At 57.7% G+C, this 17,561-nt stretch carries 12 protein-coding genes; 8 read left to right on the top strand and 4 right to left on the bottom strand.

The genetic code is table 11. The features are described 5' to 3' along the window. The first annotated feature begins 486 nt into the window (after window positions 1-486). The 5 genes from H4684_RS15670 (at window position 487) to H4684_RS15650 (ending at window position 7,941) form a co-directional block, all read left to right on the top strand. Window positions 487-2,700, top strand: coding sequence for a type I secretion system permease/ATPase (locus tag H4684_RS15670; protein WP_192624473.1), 2,214 nt, complete (start codon window positions 487-489; stop codon window positions 2,698-2,700). Then, window positions 2,697-4,148 (top strand): HlyD family type I secretion periplasmic adaptor subunit, encoded by a 1,452-nt coding sequence (locus tag H4684_RS15665; protein WP_225940484.1) that lies wholly within the window; start codon window positions 2,697-2,699, stop codon window positions 4,146-4,148. The genes H4684_RS15670 and H4684_RS15665 overlap by 4 nt, the downstream gene beginning before the upstream one ends. Before the next feature lie 53 nt (window positions 4,149-4,201). Further along, the gene (locus H4684_RS15660) at window positions 4,202-4,870 is read left to right on the top strand and encodes a response regulator (RefSeq protein WP_092194324.1); all 669 of its coding nucleotides are present in this window, start codon (window positions 4,202-4,204) and stop codon (window positions 4,868-4,870) included. A gap of 586 nt (window positions 4,871-5,456) precedes the next feature. Next, window positions 5,457-6,116 carry a response regulator gene (locus H4684_RS15655; RefSeq protein WP_192624472.1) on the top strand — a complete coding sequence of 220 codons (660 nt, stop codon included), beginning with the start codon at window positions 5,457-5,459 and terminating at the stop codon, window positions 6,114-6,116. Window positions 6,117-6,591: 475 nt separating this feature from the next. Beyond that, complete coding sequence (locus H4684_RS15650; protein WP_192624471.1) at window positions 6,592-7,941, top strand: dihydrolipoyl dehydrogenase family protein; 1,350 nt, start codon at window positions 6,592-6,594, stop codon at window positions 7,939-7,941. 80 nt (window positions 7,942-8,021) lie between these two features. Here H4684_RS15650 and H4684_RS15645 read toward each other — a convergent pair whose 3' ends face one another. Both H4684_RS15645 and H4684_RS15640 read right to left on the bottom strand, forming a co-directional pair. Continuing rightward, window positions 8,022-11,135 carry a PEP/pyruvate-binding domain-containing protein gene (locus H4684_RS15645; RefSeq protein WP_192624470.1) on the bottom strand — a complete coding sequence of 1,038 codons (3,114 nt, stop codon included), beginning with the start codon at window positions 11,133-11,135 and terminating at the stop codon, window positions 8,022-8,024. 123 nt (window positions 11,136-11,258) lie between these two features. Continuing rightward, window positions 11,259-13,181: an SLC13 family permease gene (locus H4684_RS15640; RefSeq protein ID WP_192624469.1), complete on the bottom strand. Its 1,923-nt coding sequence runs from the start codon at window positions 13,179-13,181 to the stop codon at window positions 11,259-11,261. A gap of 94 nt (window positions 13,182-13,275) precedes the next feature. Between H4684_RS15640 and H4684_RS15635 the strand changes: the two genes are divergently transcribed. Further along, window positions 13,276-13,656, top strand: a complete 381-nt coding sequence (locus H4684_RS15635) for a hypothetical protein (protein WP_192624468.1) — start codon at window positions 13,276-13,278, stop codon at window positions 13,654-13,656. A 682-nt stretch (window positions 13,657-14,338) separates the two neighbouring features. Next, window positions 14,339-14,833: a tRNA (N6-threonylcarbamoyladenosine(37)-N6)-methyltransferase TrmO gene (gene tsaA / locus H4684_RS15630; protein ID WP_092194334.1), complete on the top strand. Its 495-nt coding sequence runs from the start codon at window positions 14,339-14,341 to the stop codon at window positions 14,831-14,833. 117 nt (window positions 14,834-14,950) lie between these two features. On the opposite strand, the gene H4684_RS15625 is transcribed toward tsaA, so the two are convergent. Next, on the bottom strand, window positions 14,951-15,274 hold the full coding sequence (locus H4684_RS15625) for a sll1863 family stress response protein (RefSeq protein WP_092194336.1): 324 nt from the start codon (window positions 15,272-15,274) through the stop codon (window positions 14,951-14,953). Between the two features lie 422 nt (window positions 15,275-15,696). Between H4684_RS15625 and H4684_RS15620 the strand changes: the two genes are divergently transcribed. Continuing rightward, complete coding sequence (locus H4684_RS15620) at window positions 15,697-16,626, top strand: ketopantoate reductase family protein (protein WP_192624467.1); 930 nt, start codon at window positions 15,697-15,699, stop codon at window positions 16,624-16,626. A 136-nt stretch (window positions 16,627-16,762) separates the two neighbouring features. On the opposite strand, the gene H4684_RS15615 is transcribed toward H4684_RS15620, so the two are convergent. Continuing rightward, a complete protein-coding gene (locus H4684_RS15615; RefSeq protein ID WP_192624466.1) occupies window positions 16,763-17,449 on the bottom strand; it encodes a tellurite resistance TerB family protein in 687 nt (228 codons plus the stop codon). Window positions 17,450-17,561: the final 112 nt, after the last annotated feature.

The raw sequence follows: 17,561 nt of genomic DNA, 5'->3' as shown, positions 1-17,561 counted from the left end.
CCAGAGAAGGCCCTCGATTGTTCAGAAGTATTTCCACGGACAACATGTTCGATACGCAGCCTAAAATGTTAACTGTTTAGGGCTCGGAGTAATAACTACCCAAAATTCCATACAAACAATACGCTGTGCGACAAGTATGTATGACAAGTAATACATTAAATCGTTGTTGGCAACGCACAAAGCCACCGACTGTAAGACAGATGTGCGATTATTTCAGGTAAATGACTTCTTCGCGATACGAAGCACCGACAAAAATACTCCTTCAAGAGCTAACGTCATAAACTACGGGACTGGAATATGATCATACGTATCTTTGCGAATATTTTACCAAAAACACATACAAAACTACGTATGGCTTCGAGTAAAAAATACTAACAATTAGGGATAATTCAAATAAATTATATCACGTAATACCTAGTCATACCGAGATGACCACATCTCCCTTTCAGGACCGGCCATCAAAACACGCAAGCCAAGGAGTGTTGCATGTCGCAGGAACCGCAAACAGCAAGCGAAGAGACCATTCAGTCCGGCACAGTCGGCCTCAAAGAAAGTCCGGGAATCGCCGACGCGCTCACCGGGTGCCTTCTCTTTGTGGCCAAGCATCACGGCCGCGTCCTGTCGCCTGCGTCCCTCCTGTCCGGCCTGCCCCTCGATGCCCAGGGGCGCTTGACTCCCGGCATGATCGAGGCGGCTGCCCGCAATGCCGGGCTGTCCGCCCGCATCGTCAGGAGCCCGCTGAAGAAGATCGCCCGCTTCGCCCTGCCGGCCGTGCTCTTTCTGAGGGACGACGAAGCCTGCGTACTGCAGGAGGTGGATGGCGAGAACTTCACGGACTCCCATCCGGCCCTTGAAGACGGGGCCAAGATCATGGCCAGGCAAGAGCTCGAAAAGCTCCACACAGGACATGTCCTCTATCTCATGCCCGCAAGAAAAGAGGCCTCGCCCCAGAGCGCCGCGCCAAAACCCAAAGGCCATTGGCTGCAAAGCGCCCTGCTCCGGAACTGGCGCGCCTATTCGCAGGTCATCATCGCGGCGACGATTCTGAATATGCTCGCACTGGCCATGCCGCTCTTCGTCATGAACGTTTACGACAGGGTGGTGCCAAACAGCGCCCTGGAAACCCTCTGGGTACTGGCCATGGGCATGGGCGTCGTCTTCGTTTTCGATTTTACCATCAAAGGACTGCGCGCCTTCTTCATCGACAGGACCGGCAAGAAGATCGACGTCGAACTGGAGGGCAGGCTCTTTGACCAGCTCCTCGACATGCACCTCAAGGACAAGCCCGCCTCGGTGGGCTCCTTCGCCAACCTCCTGCGCGAACTGGAAGTCCTGCGGGACTTCTTCACATCGGCCACGCTGGTGAGCTTCGTCGACCTGCCGTTCATCATCCTCTTCATCATCATGTTCTGGTACATCGGCGGCCCCATCGCCTTGATTTTCATGGCCGTGCTGCCCATCACGCTGCTTATCGGCCTGATCATCCATGTCCCCATAAAAAACTCCGTCGAGACCGCCATGGCCATGGGCAACAGCAAGCATGCGGTCCTGGTCGAGACCTTGAGCAACATCGAAACGATCAAGGGCCTCGGCTGCGAGGCGACCATGCGCGGGCGATGGATGCACGACACGGCAACCAGCGCCCGCCACGCAATCCGCTCCCGTTCCCTGTCCCATCTGGCCATGAACCTGACGGGCTTCGTGCAGCAGTTCGCGTATTTGATCATCATCATCGTCGGCGTGTACCTGATCAAGGACGGAAAGCTCACCATGGGCGGTCTGGTGGCCTGTTCCATACTGAGCGGCCGGGTCATGGGCCCCTTCGCCCAGATCGCCCAGCTCATCACACGCCTGCACCATACCATGAGCGCCTACAGGGAGCTGAACCGGATCATGGACCTGCCGGTGGAACGCACGGACACTGACTCCTTTCTGCACAGACCCCGACTTGATGGAAGCATTGAATTCCGCGACGTCACGTTTTCCTACCCCGGCTCCAAGCTGCCTGCCCTCAAGGGCTTGAACCTGCGCATCGCGGCCGGAGAACGGGTGGGCATCGTGGGCAGGACAGGCTCTGGCAAGTCAACCCTGGGCAAGCTGATCATGAGCCTCTACACCCCCGACCAGGGCGCGGTGCTCGTGGACGGGGCGGACCTGCGCCAGGTCGACCCTACGGACCTGCGCCGCTGGACCGGCTACATGCCCCAGGACGTGGCCCTGTTCCAGGGCACGGTGCGACAGAATATCTCCATGGCGCATCCCCAGGCTTCGGACCAGGAAATCCTGCATGCCGCCCGCATCTCCGGCACCCACGACTTCATGAGCACCCATCCCCAAGGCTACGCCCTGCACGTGGGTGAACGCGGCAGCACGCTTTCCGGCGGCCAGCGCCAGGCAATATCCATCGCCCGGGCGCTGCTGCGCGATCCGCGCATCCTGGTCATGGACGAGCCCTCCAGCTCCATGGACTCCCAGTCCGAGGCGCTCCTGCTGCAACGCCTCAAATTCTTTCTGGACGCAAAGACCCTGGTGCTGATCACCCATCGCCCGTCCCTTCTGGAACTGGTGGATCGTCTGGTGGTCATCGACGATGGCCGGGTGGTGGCGGATGGGCCAAAGGAGGCGATCATGCGGCAGTTGCAGTCCGGAGGAGTCCCCGTCAATCAAACCGTGCAGCGGCAAACGGGGGTCAGGCAATGAACGCTCCGCACAATCTTGGCGCACCGTCCTTAAACACGGCAAGAATCGAAGCAACTCCCCCGCAGTGCGCACGACAACACACATGTCCATCCGCGGGGTCCGCCGCTAAAAGCCGGGAGCACGCCCACCGGGACCAACAGACCCGCAGCTTCGCGCTGGAACTCGACGACCTGACCAGCCGGAGCCGGATCACGCCCAACCTCATGCTCATCGTCATCGTCATGTTCTTCACGGCAGCACTTGCCTGGGCGGCCCATGCCCCCCTTGATGAAGTGGTGCGGGGCATGGGCAAGATCATTCCCTCCACGGAAATCAAGCGCATCCAGAATTTCGAGGGCGGCATCGTCAAGGAGATCCTGGTGCGCGAAGGCCAGGAGGTGACAAGGGACCAGCCGCTCATCCTCCTCGATCGAACACAGATGGCCTCCCGGTTCCGTGAACAGCGGTCAAACTATCTGGATCAGATCCTGGCCATCGCCCGTCTGGAAGCTGAACTGGCAGGCAAGGATGCCATAGCCTTCCCGGCCGAGGCGCGGAACCAGAAACCGCACCTGCTCGAAAACCAGACCGAGCTTCTGCGCTCTCGCACCGCGAACCGTCAGGCCGCCCTGTCCGTTCTTGAATTCGACAGGCAGCAGCGCATGCAGGAGCTCAAGGAACTCAGGAGCAGGCTGGGTTATCTGCAAAGCAACCATGCGCTGCTGAGCAAGGAAGTGGAGATGACCCGGACCATGGTTGCCAAGGGAGCCGCGTCGGAGATGGATCTCTTGCGCTCAAAGCGCCAGCTCATGGGACTTGCCGGACAGATCGCCGACACCCGTATCGCCATCCCCAAGGTGGCCGCCGCCCTGGAAGCCGCCACGCACCGCATCGAGGAGGAAAAAAGCAAGCATCGCACTGAAATACTCAAGGAACTCAGTGCGATTCGCACCGAAATGGAGGGCCGCAAGGAAAAGCTCCCGGCCCTTGAAGACCAGATGAACCGCACCAGTGTACGCTCTCCCGTGGACGGCACCGTAAAGCGGGTCTTCGTGACGACCATTGGGGAGGCTGTCGGGCCGGGCCAGGAGATGCTTGAGATCGTGCCCCGGGAAGACACCCTCCTGGTCGAGGCAAGGGTGCCCCCGCAAGACATCGCCTTTCTGCATCCAGGCCAAGATGCGGACGTCAAGATCACGGCCTACGACTATTCCATCTATGGAAGCATGAAGGGAAAAGTGGAACACATCAGCGCCGACGCCATCACCGACGAACAGCAAAAAACCAGCTACTATCTCATCAAGGTCCGCACCGACAGTGCTTCTTTGACAAGCAAAGACGGCAAGGAACTGCCCATCATCCCGGGCATGGTGGCCGAAGTGGATGTGCTGACCGGCAAGAAAACGGTGCTTGAATACATCTTGAAACCCATCATCAAGACTGCCAGAGGCGCGCTTCGTGAAAGGTAAGGGTTGAACTCCAGCGAATTGCGTGGCATGCATCAATTTGGGAGAAGTATGCCATGAAAAAAAGAATTCTGCTGGTTGAAGACGACGATCTGCTGCGTTTGGGCCTGAAGTCCATAATTCAGGCCAAAAAAGAATATTCCATTGAAGCCGACACGGCGAGCGGGAAACAGGCCCTGCGCCTTTTTGACGCAAACCATCCCGATATAGTGCTTCTCGATCTTCTGCTGCCCGACATTTCCGGCATCGAGGTGTTGCGGCATATAAAACGGGTCGCTCCCAAAGTTCCAGTGGTGGTGCTTACCGCCCATGAAGAGAACGAACTGCTTTTTGAAGCGTTGGAATGGGGCGCGAACTGTTATGTTCTCAAGGGAGCGGGGCCGGAAGAATTGTTCCTGGGCATTCATTACGCACTGCTGAATGAGATGTTCATCAGTCCGAAACTGGCCAAGCTCATCGTGGAAGCCTATCTCTTCGTCAATCGCCAGCGAAAGGCCCTGCCGCCCTTGAACGAACTCACGGCGCGGGAAAGGGAAATCGTCAAACTCATCATCGACGGGAAAAAGAGCAAGGAGATAGCCGACACGCTCTTTATCAGCGTCAAAACCGTTCACAAACACCGGTCCAACATCCTGGAAAAACTGGGCCTCAGCAACCTGGCCGACCTGCGCCAGCGAAAAATGTATGTCCTCACCGAAATGTACGAAGAGGACATCAACAAATAGCCGAACCGCCACAACCTTCCCTTTGAGAAAAATACGGACGTGGAATCTTAATTTTATACTTACCACGTTTTAGTCAAATTTATCCAAAATACACAGCACTTTCCGTTGCTGAAGCTCTCCGCCTTCAAGTAAACTCTCAGCGAGTTCTTACGTAACACATTGACATTGCGTAGTGTTTCAAGATGCATGTCATAGTTACTCCGTAAACTGTCACTTTAAAATAATTCACGATTATCCTCTATAAAACATAAAGAACAAAGAAACAAATAGCGAAGCATTTCGCATAGTATGTTAAAAAAATAATATTCATGAACAATTTTATAAGTCCACAATCTTCAACATTCGATAAAAAAAAGGTCACTGCAAAAAGTCGTCATCCCCTTGAAGAAGGGATCCATGCCTTTTTAACTATCTGAAAAGAATGGATTTCGCGCTATTGCCCGGCATGGCCCGCCTACCCATGCTGGGCACACGTTCGCGGGAATGACACTCGAGTTCTTTTGCGACTTTTTGCAATGTCGTCAAAAAAACACAAAAGGGGCTTCGTAACCTGCAATCATCGAGAAAAATCCGGGAGTGACACACCTTGGAAAAAAACAACTTTCTTCTGGTTGAAGACGATCACCTTTTACGCATGGGACTCAAATCCATGATCGACATGCATGACGAGTACACATGCGCTTCGGACGTGGCGACAGGCAGGGAGGCGTTGCGTTCCTTCAGGAAGCAACCTGCGGACATCGTCCTTCTGGATCTGTTGCTGCCGGACATGACAGGAATGGAAGTGCTGAGAAAACTGCGCAGGATCGACAAGCAGGTCAAGATAATCGTCTTGACCGTCTGCGAGAACAACGACTTCCTTTATGAAACCCTGGAATATGGCACCAACGCATATGTTCTCAAAAGCGAGAACCCCGAAGAAATTTTCATGGCCATAAAATACGCTCTGAACGATGAAATCTTCATCAGCCCCAAACTCACCAAAAACATCGTCAAGGACTATATTATCGCCACACGGCAACGAAAGGGCTTGTCTTCCCTGCAAAACCTCACCGCTCGCGAGATCGAAGTGGTAAAACTGATTTTCGACGGCAGGAAAAGCCGGGAGATCGCGGAAATTCTGGCCATCAGCATCAAAACCGTCGACAAGCACCGCTCGAACATCCTCCAGAAGATAGGCATCCACACCTTTAACGAACTGCGACACGGTGGAATATACTTCCTTGATATACTGAACCAGAATTAAGACTCACACTTCAAACGGCGGCCTCGCGAAACATCGCTTACCGGCATGCCATGTCCGCAAGGCAGGCAAGAAACGTCCTGCGGGCTTCAGCCCTCACAACTATTCCCCGATCATTCAAACCATCTGCGCTTTAGCCTTCCAGTGATGCAGGCAAACGGCCCTGACGGACGATAATCCGAGGGGCACGGAACGCCCCGCTTCGTTTCCCAATGCCAATGCATCTTGTGCGGGCTTGCGCATGCAAATCTTCTCGAATCCGACGTTTTATTCTTCATGATTTGAAAAGCGGCACAATTACATGTACCGTTCATTCCGGACAATCCATCTTTCGAGATTTTGGACGCATGCCGCAAAATTCCGCCGCGAAAGAAATCTCGACCAGGCACCCGGTCAACCATGCTTACCGTTCCAAGTCCGCTTGGATGCCGCATTTCCGCAGTCCCGGGGTTTGAAATCTGAACACATGGAGTTGCTTTTGAAAACTCGAAAATTCGACGTCATCGTTCTGGGCTCCGGAGTCGCCGGGGGCCATGTCGCCTCACGCTGCCGCAAGGCCGGTCTGAGCGTGGCGCTGCTGGAAAGTCACGGTTTTGGAGGCACCTGCCCACTGCATGGCTGCGAACCCAAGAAAGTCATGGCCGACGCCGCCGAGACCATGGAGCGTTTCAACAACACCTCCGGGACAGGCCCGACCGGTTCCGCCAAACTCGACTGGGTCGAACTCATGCGCTTCAAGCGCACGTTCACCGACGATTTGCCGGACAAAATCCGGACGCACTATCAAAACCTGGGCATCCAGACATTCACCACGGCCGGCAAATTTGCCGGTCCCAATACCATCGTGAGCGGGGATGAACTGCTTGAAGCCGCCCATGTCTGCATTGCAACCGGCTCGACTCCCAGGGAGTTGCAGATCCCGGGGCACGGACATCTTTCTTCCAGCAACGATTTCCTGGCCATGCCCACCCTGCCGGAAAGAATCGTCTTCATCGGAGGCGGATTCATCGCCTTTGAACTGGCTCACATCGCGGCAGCGGCCGGGGCCCAGGTGACAATCGTTCATCGCAGCGAGCGTTTCCTCAAAAAATTCGACGCCGACCTGGTGCAACGATTGACCGGGCATCTGGAAAAACTGGGCGTAACATTTCATCGGAACTGTCCGCCCCACTCCATTGAAGAAAATGGAGGAGCGTTGCTGCTGAAGGCTGGAGAGGACGGTCGGCAAAGCTTTACGGCGGATGCGATCTTCAATGCGGCCGGGCGCATTCCGGCCCTGGCCGGCCTCGACCTGCCCGCCGGCAACGTCGACACGCGCAATGGCGGAGTCGCCGTCAACGCCTACATGCAGAGTCTCTCCAACCCTTGCGTCTTCGCTGCCGGAGACGTCATCGCCGAAACCATGCCCCTGACCCCGGTGGCCAGCGTGGAGGCGGAAGTCGTGGCCAAAAACATCATCGAAGGCCCAAAGCACACGATGAGCCCTGACGTGACGCCATTCTCCCTGTTCACCTATCCACCGCTGGCGACCGTGGGCATGCTTGAAGAGGAAGCGCAAAAGCAGGGGATGCGCTTCGATGTCATCCAAGGAGATTCGGCAGGATGGTCGGAATACCAGCGTATCGGGCAAACGTGCGCGGGATTCAAGCTGCTGGTCGAAAAAGACACGCGGCAGCTGCTGGGGGCGCACGTTCTGGGCGACGCGGCAGAAGAGACAATCAACCTTTTCGCACTGGCCATGCGCAAGAAGGTCGATGTCGATGAATTGCGTTCCATGCTGTGGGCATACCCATCTTTTGGCTACGCAATGAAATACATGTTCCGGTAACCTGAAGTAACGCCCAAAAAAACAGGATTCCCAACAGGAGCGGTCCATCGGCCGCTCCTGCAATTTTCATAAAAAAAGGTCTATTCTCCTGCCTTTTTTTCTTGCTGCGTGGCACCGGCCGTTTCCAGATCCCGAAAATAGGCAGTGGTGTCTCCCTTGGTCCAGAGGCCGACGTAACCCCAGACTGGTCTGGAGGCGGTGAAGCTTAGACCGCGTCCACTAAAGCCGACGGCGGTGATCTCCTTTCCAGCCACCGTCACTTCAAGGCCAACCCAACGCCCCAAAGGCACCTGCATGTCGACCCGCGCCAAAAAACTTCTGGTATTGTTCACGAATTCAAGTAGTTGCAATTCTCCTGCGGCGGCATCCACGGCCAATACCAGGCAATTTCCGACATTGCCCAAGCCGAAAGCCAGCCCGGCGGCGAGGTCCACGCATCCGGCCTCGATGCGCACATCGACCCGGATGCGCCCGTCTTCGTGCCGACTGTCGCGTTTCACGGCGGTCGGATAGTAGTGCCGGGCATGCCGTTTCTCCAGAAATTTCCGGTACCGACCGCCCAGGACCGAACTCGCGGCAAAATGCAGTGCGCACGAAACCGTCTGCCCCATGTGCGCTCCATCCTGCATGATGACCTCCCGGCCATCCATTTCGGCAAGGGACCACTGACCAAAAGACGCATAAAAACCGGGAAGCCGCTTTTCGGAACGATCCAGAAAATCATATTCCTGCCTGAAGAACATTTCGGCCAGGGTCTGCACCTCTTCCCGGTTCGGTATGGCCAGATCAAGCAGCCTGCTGCAGCCCAGCAAACGGCCGGTCTGATCCAGCACCTCTTCCATGGCCGGGCAGTCGAGCCCCCGCAAAGCCGCCTGCAGCATGTCTCCGCTGATGTTCACCTCGTAGCCCAGCCGCTTCAGCACATTGGACAGGAACTCGATGCGCAGGGCCTTGCCGGAGCCGGTGCCGGCTCCGCCCGCAAACTGCAGGGTCAGGGTGTTGGCATCCGGGTCATCCGAACAGAGCGCGTCCAGATTGGAATAATGGTATCCGAACTTGACGCTCAGGTTCAGGTAATCGGCGGAGACCAGGGCATAGGATTTCGTTTCCGGCGGCATGGCACCGCCGGGCCCCATGCTCCCGGACATGAGGGCCATGAAGTTCCGTCCGCTCAGGTCCACGTTTCCGGCCCAGGTCACGCCTGGATGCGCCAAGCCTCGCCACAACGCGACCATGGGCCTGGAGCGGATGTGCTCCGGAAGAATTTCGGCGCAGGTATCAAGCCCTTCGGCCAAGCCACCGCCCAAGTCGATGAAGTGCATGGCCAGAGGGATGTTGGCGCTCATGCTACGCGACACCACCGAGTCGTCTGCAAGGCGGGAGATGTTGAACATTTCCTCCATGGCCTTTTCGTGGGCGAAGCGGATCAGGTCGTGCAGGGTGCGGCACCCCTCGGGAGTGAAGTCCGGCGATTTCGGGTCGGTCAGATTGAGTGGGGAAATGCGCTCCAGCAGTTTTCGCAGATGTCTGCCAATGGGCCCCAGCCCTTCATCTTCGTCCCGGGCAGGAAGCTTTCGGCTCAATTCTGGTACAAGGCCCAGATAGACCTCCCCTTCTTCAGCCAGCAGGGTGATCTCCTGGCCGGAAGATATTTTCGTCGTGGCCTCGCGGGTATCCATGAGGGCCGGAACATTGAACTCCCGCGCCACGGAGGCAAGATGACTGGCCACCCCGCCAAGGTCGGTGATCAGCCCTCGGACCCGGCTCATGTAGGGGGCCAGATCCGGGGCTGCCGTCCGGGCGACCAGGATGGCGTTCTCGGTCTGCTCCGGTTTCAGTTCAGCCGAAACAAGGATCGCCTTGCCCGAAACCCTGCCAGGCGACGCCGTTTGTCCGGCCGACAAGAGCAGCTCCATGCTTTCGGTATTCAAGGCTGCCGAGGGTTTGGCGGTCTTGGAGATACCCAGGGGACGCGACTGGAGAAAAATAATCCTCCCTTTTGCATCTTCTGCCCATTCGATGTCCTGCGGCGCGCCGAAATGCGCTTCAAGCCGAAGGCCGGAACGCACCAAATCAATGACGGCTGAATCCTTCAGGGCGGGCGTTGCGTTTTCCGGATCTTCATCTTTGGGCTGGATTGCGCGCCAGGCGATTGAAAACGTGTCGCGGTCAACCCTGTACACATCCGGCGAGGCGGACCCTCCGACCACCTGCTCCCCCAGGCCAAGGGCCGCGTCGATGCGCGCCTGACCCGCCTGCGGCATGGAAGGATCCACAGTGTAAAGGACGCCGCTGGCCCTGGCGTCGACCAAATCCACGACGGCCACCGCCATGGGCGTGGCCGCGTCGGACAGCCCATACCGAAGCCGGTACAGGATGGCACGAGGAGTGTACTTGCTGGCCAGGACAGTGCGAAAGGCCTTGGGCAAATCCTCTTCTTCAACCGGGAGCACGCTTGCATACTGTCCGGCAAAGGAGGCTGCCGTGTCCTCGCCCACGGCGCTGCTGCGCACGGCCAGTCGCGGCTTGCGGCCAAGACGACGGGACAGGGCACGAAATTCACCCTGCATGGCCGTCTCCAGGGCGCTCGGCAACGGAGCGGCCAGAATTTTCTCGCGGATCTGGCTGCACGCCTCGTCGCTGTCGGGCCGGCCCGGATCGAAATCGGCCAGCATCTCCTCCACGGAATCAAGCAAGCCGTTTTCGCGCAGAAAAAGATCAAAGCCCGCGGTCGTGACGACAAACCCATCCGGCGCCGACAGTCCGAGCACATTTGTGATCTGCGCCAGGTTGGTGGCCTTGGCGCCGGACAGGAGCGTGTCCTTCTCGCCAAGTTGCGCAAAAGGCAGCGAGAGCGGCCCTTCGATGACGGGCCGCTCTCGCTGGATCAAGGCGTGAAGCTCATCGGCCACGGTGTCAAAAACGGGCAAAATCCCGTCATAGCGATGACCTGAAAGCTGGTTCAGGGAGCCCACCAATTCCCTGACATGATCCAGAAGCTCCGCGCCGCGCCGCTGGATGAAGGCCATAGTGGCCAATCCGGCACCACGGTCCAGCATTTCAAGCTCCGCCAGAATGCGCAGCGCGCGATGATTGTGCTCCAGAAAGTCATTGTAGTGCCGAAAACGTCGGGAGGCCGGGCCGTCCTGGTCGGCCAACAGCTTGCAAGAATCCTGCTTAAAAAAAAACGGCATGAAGTTCTCCTCAAGAAACAATGTCACATGTATGGACTTTCACCTTGATCAAAACTTCGGCGCTACAGCCGACTCGATTTCGCAACCGGGCAGAAACGTGCGCCATCCTGCCGGACGTTCATGCTACAGCGGCCAGAACCAAACCAGAAGCGGAAGCCCAAGGGCGATGACGACCACGTCCATGGGCAGGCCCATGCGCCAGTAGTCCCCAAAACGGAATCCGCCGGGTCCGAGGATCAAGGTATTGTTCTGGTGTCCAATGGGCGTCAGGAAGGCGCAGGAGGCGCCAATGGCGACGGCCATCAGGAACGTGTCCGGATTGACGCCGAGCTGAATCGCCGTTCCAAGCCCGATGGGAGCCATCACGGCCGCCGTCGCGGCATTGTTCATGAGATCGGTCAGAATCATGGTCGTGAGCATGACCACGGCCAGTGCGACAAAGGGGTTGCCCTGAGCCACGTTTTCAAGCAGCAGGCGCGCGATGAGATCGGCCGCGCCCGTGTTGCGCATGGCCTCGGCAACGGGCAGCAGCCCGCCCAGCAACACAACCACCGGCCAGTCCACCGCCTCGTAGACCGAACGCATGGGCAACGTGCGCAGCGCCATGGAGGCCAGCACTCCGGCAGCAAAAGACACCTCTGCGGGAAGCAGCCCGAAGGCGGCCAAGCCCACGGAGATCACCATGATGCCCGTGGCCATGAGCGCCTTGCGCTTGTCGAAAATGCGCAGATCCCGCTGGGCAAGGGGCACGCAGCCCGAGTTGCCGGCGAAGCCGTTCAGGCTGTCAAGCCGCCCCTGCATCAGCAGCACGTCGCCCGGCTTGATCAGCAGGGACCGCAAGCGGGCCATGGTACATTCGCCCTGACGGGCAACAGCGAGCAGATTTATGCCGTACCGGGTCCGCAACGCCAGATCGCTGGCCGAACTCCCGACAATTCTGGATTCCGGCAGCACCGCCATTTCCATCAGCGCGGATTCCTCGCGCCCCGATTCCTCGGGTTCCGCCTCGGTCGCCGCAAGCTCGGCCAGATCTTCGGAACCGCCCTCCAGCCCGATCGACGGGGTTTCACTTGCGTCCGGGCTCTTCAACTCCGAATCGTCAAACAGTTCTTCCTCGTCGGCCCCGGCATCTTTCTGCACGGCCGCACCCTGCTGCTTGTCCTCTTCGAGCTTCAGATCAAGCCGGGACAGCACTTCGCTCAGGGCCCCCACGTCGGCCTCCAAAACCAGGATGTCTCCGGCGCGCACGATCTTGCCGGGACGGGGAGAGCGGACGTGCAGGTCGTTGCGTACAAGATCCAGCATCTGGACATCGAGCTCTTGCAGAACCGTCTTTATTTCCTGGAACCGCTTGCCTTCGCTGGCGCTGCCCTCCGGCACGCGGACCTCGGTGATGTAGGCGCTCGTCTCAAAACCCGAGGCTCCCGCCTGTCGGCGCGCCGGGACAAGACGCCAGCCAATGAGAGCGATAAAGACGACCCCCGCCACGGTCAGCGGCAAGCCGACCATCGAAAAGTCGAACATCTTAAAGGCGCTCATGTCCGGCCGGTCCGCGCGAAAGCCCGCGATAATGAGATTGGGAGGGGTGCCGATCAGGGTCGTGGTGCCGCCCAAAATCGACCCGAAGGCCAGAGGCATCAGGACCTTGCCCGGAGGCAGGTCAAGACGCCCCGCGACCTGGATCGCGACCGGCATGAGCAAGGCCAGTGCGCCGACATTGTTCATGAAGCCCGAAAGCACCGCACCCAGGGCGGCCAGGGCCGCGATACTGAGCGTCGGGCCGGTGTTGGACGGCAATACAGTCCTGGTCAGCACGTCGACCGCACCCGAGGCTTGCAGGCCGCGACTCAGCACCAGCACGCAAGCCACGGTAACCACGGCGGGATGACCAAAACCGGCAAAGGCCGCCTGCGGCTCGACCAGGCCGGACAGCACGCAAAGCACCAGCGCCCCCATCGCCACCATGTCGTGCCGCCACCTGCCCCACAGGAACATGCCGATGGCAGCGGCTATGATCATCATGATGAGAGCTTGATCGTAGGTCATATTCACCCCTCCCGCGGGATGTCCACGTCATGTGCGGCGCAGGCTTCGAAATGAAACAACCAGGGCAGACCATCAATAAATTAAGCATTTGTTGGTGCTGAAAATATTTGCCTGGTCATGCCCAATTCCCGACGACTTGACGGAAGCCTCAATCAATACGGAATCTGCCGCGATTGTCAGGAAAATTCAACCGGAAATGCCGTTTCAAGCGGTGTTGCTTCGACCCGGAACAGAGCTGACAACCTCCTCGTTCATTTCAAAGATTGATTCAGTCATCCGCTGCGGCATGCTTTTTTCTGAATGTTTCCGTGCGAGAATGCTTTGTTTCAGCCTCTCATGCTTTCATCGACCCGTTGGAAAGCGAACAGTGGAGGTATTCGTGGACAAGGCCAAAAAAAAGAGACGCGAGCCGACCTGCGAGCGCAAAGCCATTGAAATGGCGCGCGAGTTCATTCTCGGCGCAAGGCTTGCTTGAGGAAGACTATCACGCACGAATCATTGAGAAAATAACCCCAGCGACGCAAACCATCCAAATCCCCATGGGAGAAAAGGATGCGACCGCCAAGATCGTGCCTCCCGCGATCCCGGATCCGAACAGATAGACAACGATTGAGCGGTTCCGATGCGGGTGTCGGCTGCCGCTCAATTCCACTTCAAAAATTTCGGAGGTTCCGGTTCGCAGCAAAACAACATGCCGGATTTTTAAAACAAGCGCCCATGATGCTGCGTCATTTTGACCGATCAACACTAGGCTAACATGGGGCCAACACGAGAATGCCGGACGCCCACATCCCGAACAACTGGGTATATCCGTACTTATGCTGAGAAAAACCAATGGCTCTCTAAGTAATTTTCCTTACGTATTTTTCTTGATCGTTCCATATTTCACATGCTACCATTTTTCGTATGAAAACGACTCTCATTATCACAATAACCCTCGTCATGGCAGCGGCAATCGCAATATGGGCAGGGACAAGACCAAGATTGGGAAAAACCGGCCGTTCGATCAATGTCAGCTTTGATCAATTGAAAGACATGGAACATCGGGATCGATGACGAAATACGCGATCCCGGGACGAAAGGCGGACTTTTCCGGCTGATTCGCCGATGCGTCTCGTCTTCGCGGCAAAGAGGCACGAACAAAACCGGAGCAAGTCATGGATGATATCCGCATGCGCCCCATCGGCGTCATCAACTCCCCCTTCACAGACAGGGCCGACATGCCCATCCAGCCTTGCGGCGCGTGCGACGTGGCCGGCCGGATAGTCCTGGAGGAAGCCCTGGCCCCTGGCCTTACGGATCTGGAGGGATTTTCCCACATCTATCTGCTCTATCACTTCCACATGAGCCGGGGTTTCGACCTGACCGTCGTCCCGTTCATGGAACCGGCCGAACGCGGACTCTTTTCCACCCGCGCTCCCAGACGCCCCAACCAGATCGGCATGTCCATCGTGAGGCTTGAACGCATTGAGGGCAACATCCTGCACATCCTCGATGTGGATGTCCTGGACGGCACACCGCTTCTGGACATCAAGCCCTACTTCAAAACCTTCGACGCCTTTCCTGAAGCCATTTCAGGCTGGGCCGAAAGCCATCAGAGCGAAGCGGGCCGGGTCCGCTCCGACAAACGCTTCGTCGATCCCAAGAAATGATCGGGGACGAAACCGGCCCGGAAATAACCACGCCGCGTGCATCGATGCGCGGACATGACCAATCCGGCGATCCCGTAAAAGCCATCCGCCAAGGGCAGCGTCAAGCCCGCGACAACTTCAGTCCTTGTCCTCTTTGCCTTCCTTGAACCCCTGCCCAAACGCGGCCTTGGCCTTGGAAAAACTGTCCTTCCAGACCTTAAGCGACTCCTCCAGGCCATCTTTGAGTTCCTCCCAGGCAGATCCGCCGGCCTCTTGCAACGCCTTCATTTTCGATTCAAGCTCATTGCGTTTTCCCTTCAGCTCCTCGATGCGTTCAAGGTAGCCAAGCTTCAGATCGGCCCTGGACTGATTCGCCTTTGCGGCCAGCAGATCGATCTCGGCGTTCCATTCATCAATTTTGGCTTTAAGTTTCTGCACATAGGCATCTTTTTTTTCCTGCATAAAAATCCACTCCTTACAAAATTACGGATCAAGCTTTTCCTGCCATGCCCCTAACGCGCATCTCGGCCAAATTTACCGTTTACGGCCAATTTTGAGGCTCGCTGGCAACGCACGACAATCTGCTCCAGCCAGAATAGGTCTGAAGCAGGACCTTGGCACAATTGCTTCATGTCCGCCACTTTCGGGCCATGCAAAAAATGTCGAACCGATCTGAAAATTCACCATTTCCAAAAAGGCGATCCAAGGCCGCGCATCCACGCCATCCGTGTTGGCCACTATGTCCGGTGAATTTTGAACGGATAGACGAACAGAAATCGCGGATTCGAATTGACCTTTTCGCGCAGGGTTTATAATTTTTCGGACTTTCCCGCGTCTGCCCGCGCGGCACCACTCGGCGGCAATGCCGACAACCAGGAGAATAGATGGAGACACTGATCATCGGCGCCGGTGCCATGGGCGGATTGTTCGCAACCCTGCTCACGCCGCTGGTTCCTGTAACCCTGTTCACCACCAATGCCGGGCACGCCGAGGCCATCAATCGAACCGGGCTGGCCCTCATCTGCATGGATGGCCAGGTCCGTCGCTCTTCGGCCTGCGCACTGACCGATCCAGACCGGTACGGCCGCCGCGCCGACCTGATCCTCATTTGCACCAAGGCCCGCTCGACCGGCCAGGCCGCCGAAATCGCAAGCCGACTGCTGGCCCGGGACGGCCTGGTGCTGACCCTCCAGAACGGGCTCGGCAACCTCGAACTCATCCAGGCCGCTGTCGGCGTCTCCCGCGCCGCCGCCGGAATCACCGCCCAGGCGGCCACCCTGCTCGGCCCCGGACAGGTGCGCCATGCAGGCAGCGGCCCCACGGTGCTCGGCGCAGGGCCCGGACAGGAAAAGAAGATCGCCGCCGTCGCCGCCCTGTTCAACCAGGCAGGCATCGCCACCACCGTCACCGAAGACGTCGCGGCCCTGCTCTGGTCCAAGCTCATCGTCAACGTGGGCATCAACGCCCTGACCGCGCTGCTGCGGGTCCCAAACGGCACCTTGGCCCAAATCCCGGAATGCGAATCCCTCATGGCCGATGCTGTAACCGAGGCCATGGCCGTGGCCCGGGCCCTTTGCGTCCGACTGCCGGACGAAGCTCCACTGGAGAAAGTCCGGGCGGTTTGCGCCCTGACCAGCGGCAACCAGTCCTCAATGCTTCAGGACATCCTCGCGGGCAAACCCACCGAAATCGATGTCATCAACGGCGCGGTCGTCCGCGAAGGCGCCAAGACCGGCATCCCCACCCCTGTGAACCAGATGCTGACGGAACTGATAAAGGCGCTGGAAGCCACCACCGCGCAACGAATCAATTGAACTCACCGGCCCTTATCAGACCAATCAATTCTTGCCATTTCTGCTCCCGAATCCCGAGGCCTTGCTTAAACAGACAAGCCGCTGAAACTTATGCATTTCAGCGGCTTGTCTGTCAGGGATGCCCAAACGCATCAAATCAAAGTTGTGCCTGTCTGGCCTGACGTTCCAGTTCCAACTTGAAAGACGGATCCAGATTCATCTTGCGAGCCAGTTCGTCCAGATAGGCACGCTCCATGAAATTCTCCTCGTCCACCATCAAGAGGCTGGCCAGATACATTTCAGCGGCAATCTCCGGAGTCGTGGCCGAAGTCGCGATTTCCGCAGGATCCATGGGCTTGCGCAGTTCCTGATCTACCCAGGACTGCAGTTCCCGGTCACTGGTCAACTGCGCGATACTCTGGTCGATCAACTGCCGTTCACGATCATCGATATGGCCGTCCGCCTTCGCCGCCGCGATGATCGCGCGCAGAACCGCCTTTCCGTGGAATTCGGCTTCCAGGGCAGGAACCCTGTCCTCCGTCCGGGGTTGCGGCACTTGGGGCGCGGAGGCGCTGTTCTGCTGCCAGGTGCTGAAAGCCTTGTAGGCCACAAGTCCGAGCGCCGCCAGGCCGCCGTACTTGAGAGCCGTACCGCCCATCTTGCGCGCCTTCTTGCTGCCCATGAGCACCCCGATCGTACCCGCGGCCAGAGCGCCGCCTCCCGCTCCCGTGAGCAGTGCGCCCAGGGGATTTCCCCCTGTCGCGGCATTTGCCCGGTTCCCGGCATTCTGCAATGCCCCCTGACCCGACTGAAGCATTTGATCCAGAAGATTCATTATACTCATTGAAAACCTCCACATAAGATGAAATGACGTCACTGCAAAAAGTCGTCATCCCCTTGAAGAAGGGGATCTACGCCTTTCTAAATATCTGAAAAGAATGGATTCCCGCCTTCGC

It is taken from the genome of Desulfomicrobium macestii (assembly GCF_014873765.1).
GTDB classification, from domain to species: Bacteria; Desulfobacterota; Desulfovibrionia; order Desulfovibrionales; family Desulfomicrobiaceae; genus Desulfomicrobium; species Desulfomicrobium macestii.
The sequence above is the reverse complement of the archived record's forward strand: the minus strand, read 5'-3'. Positions and strand labels throughout refer to the sequence as shown.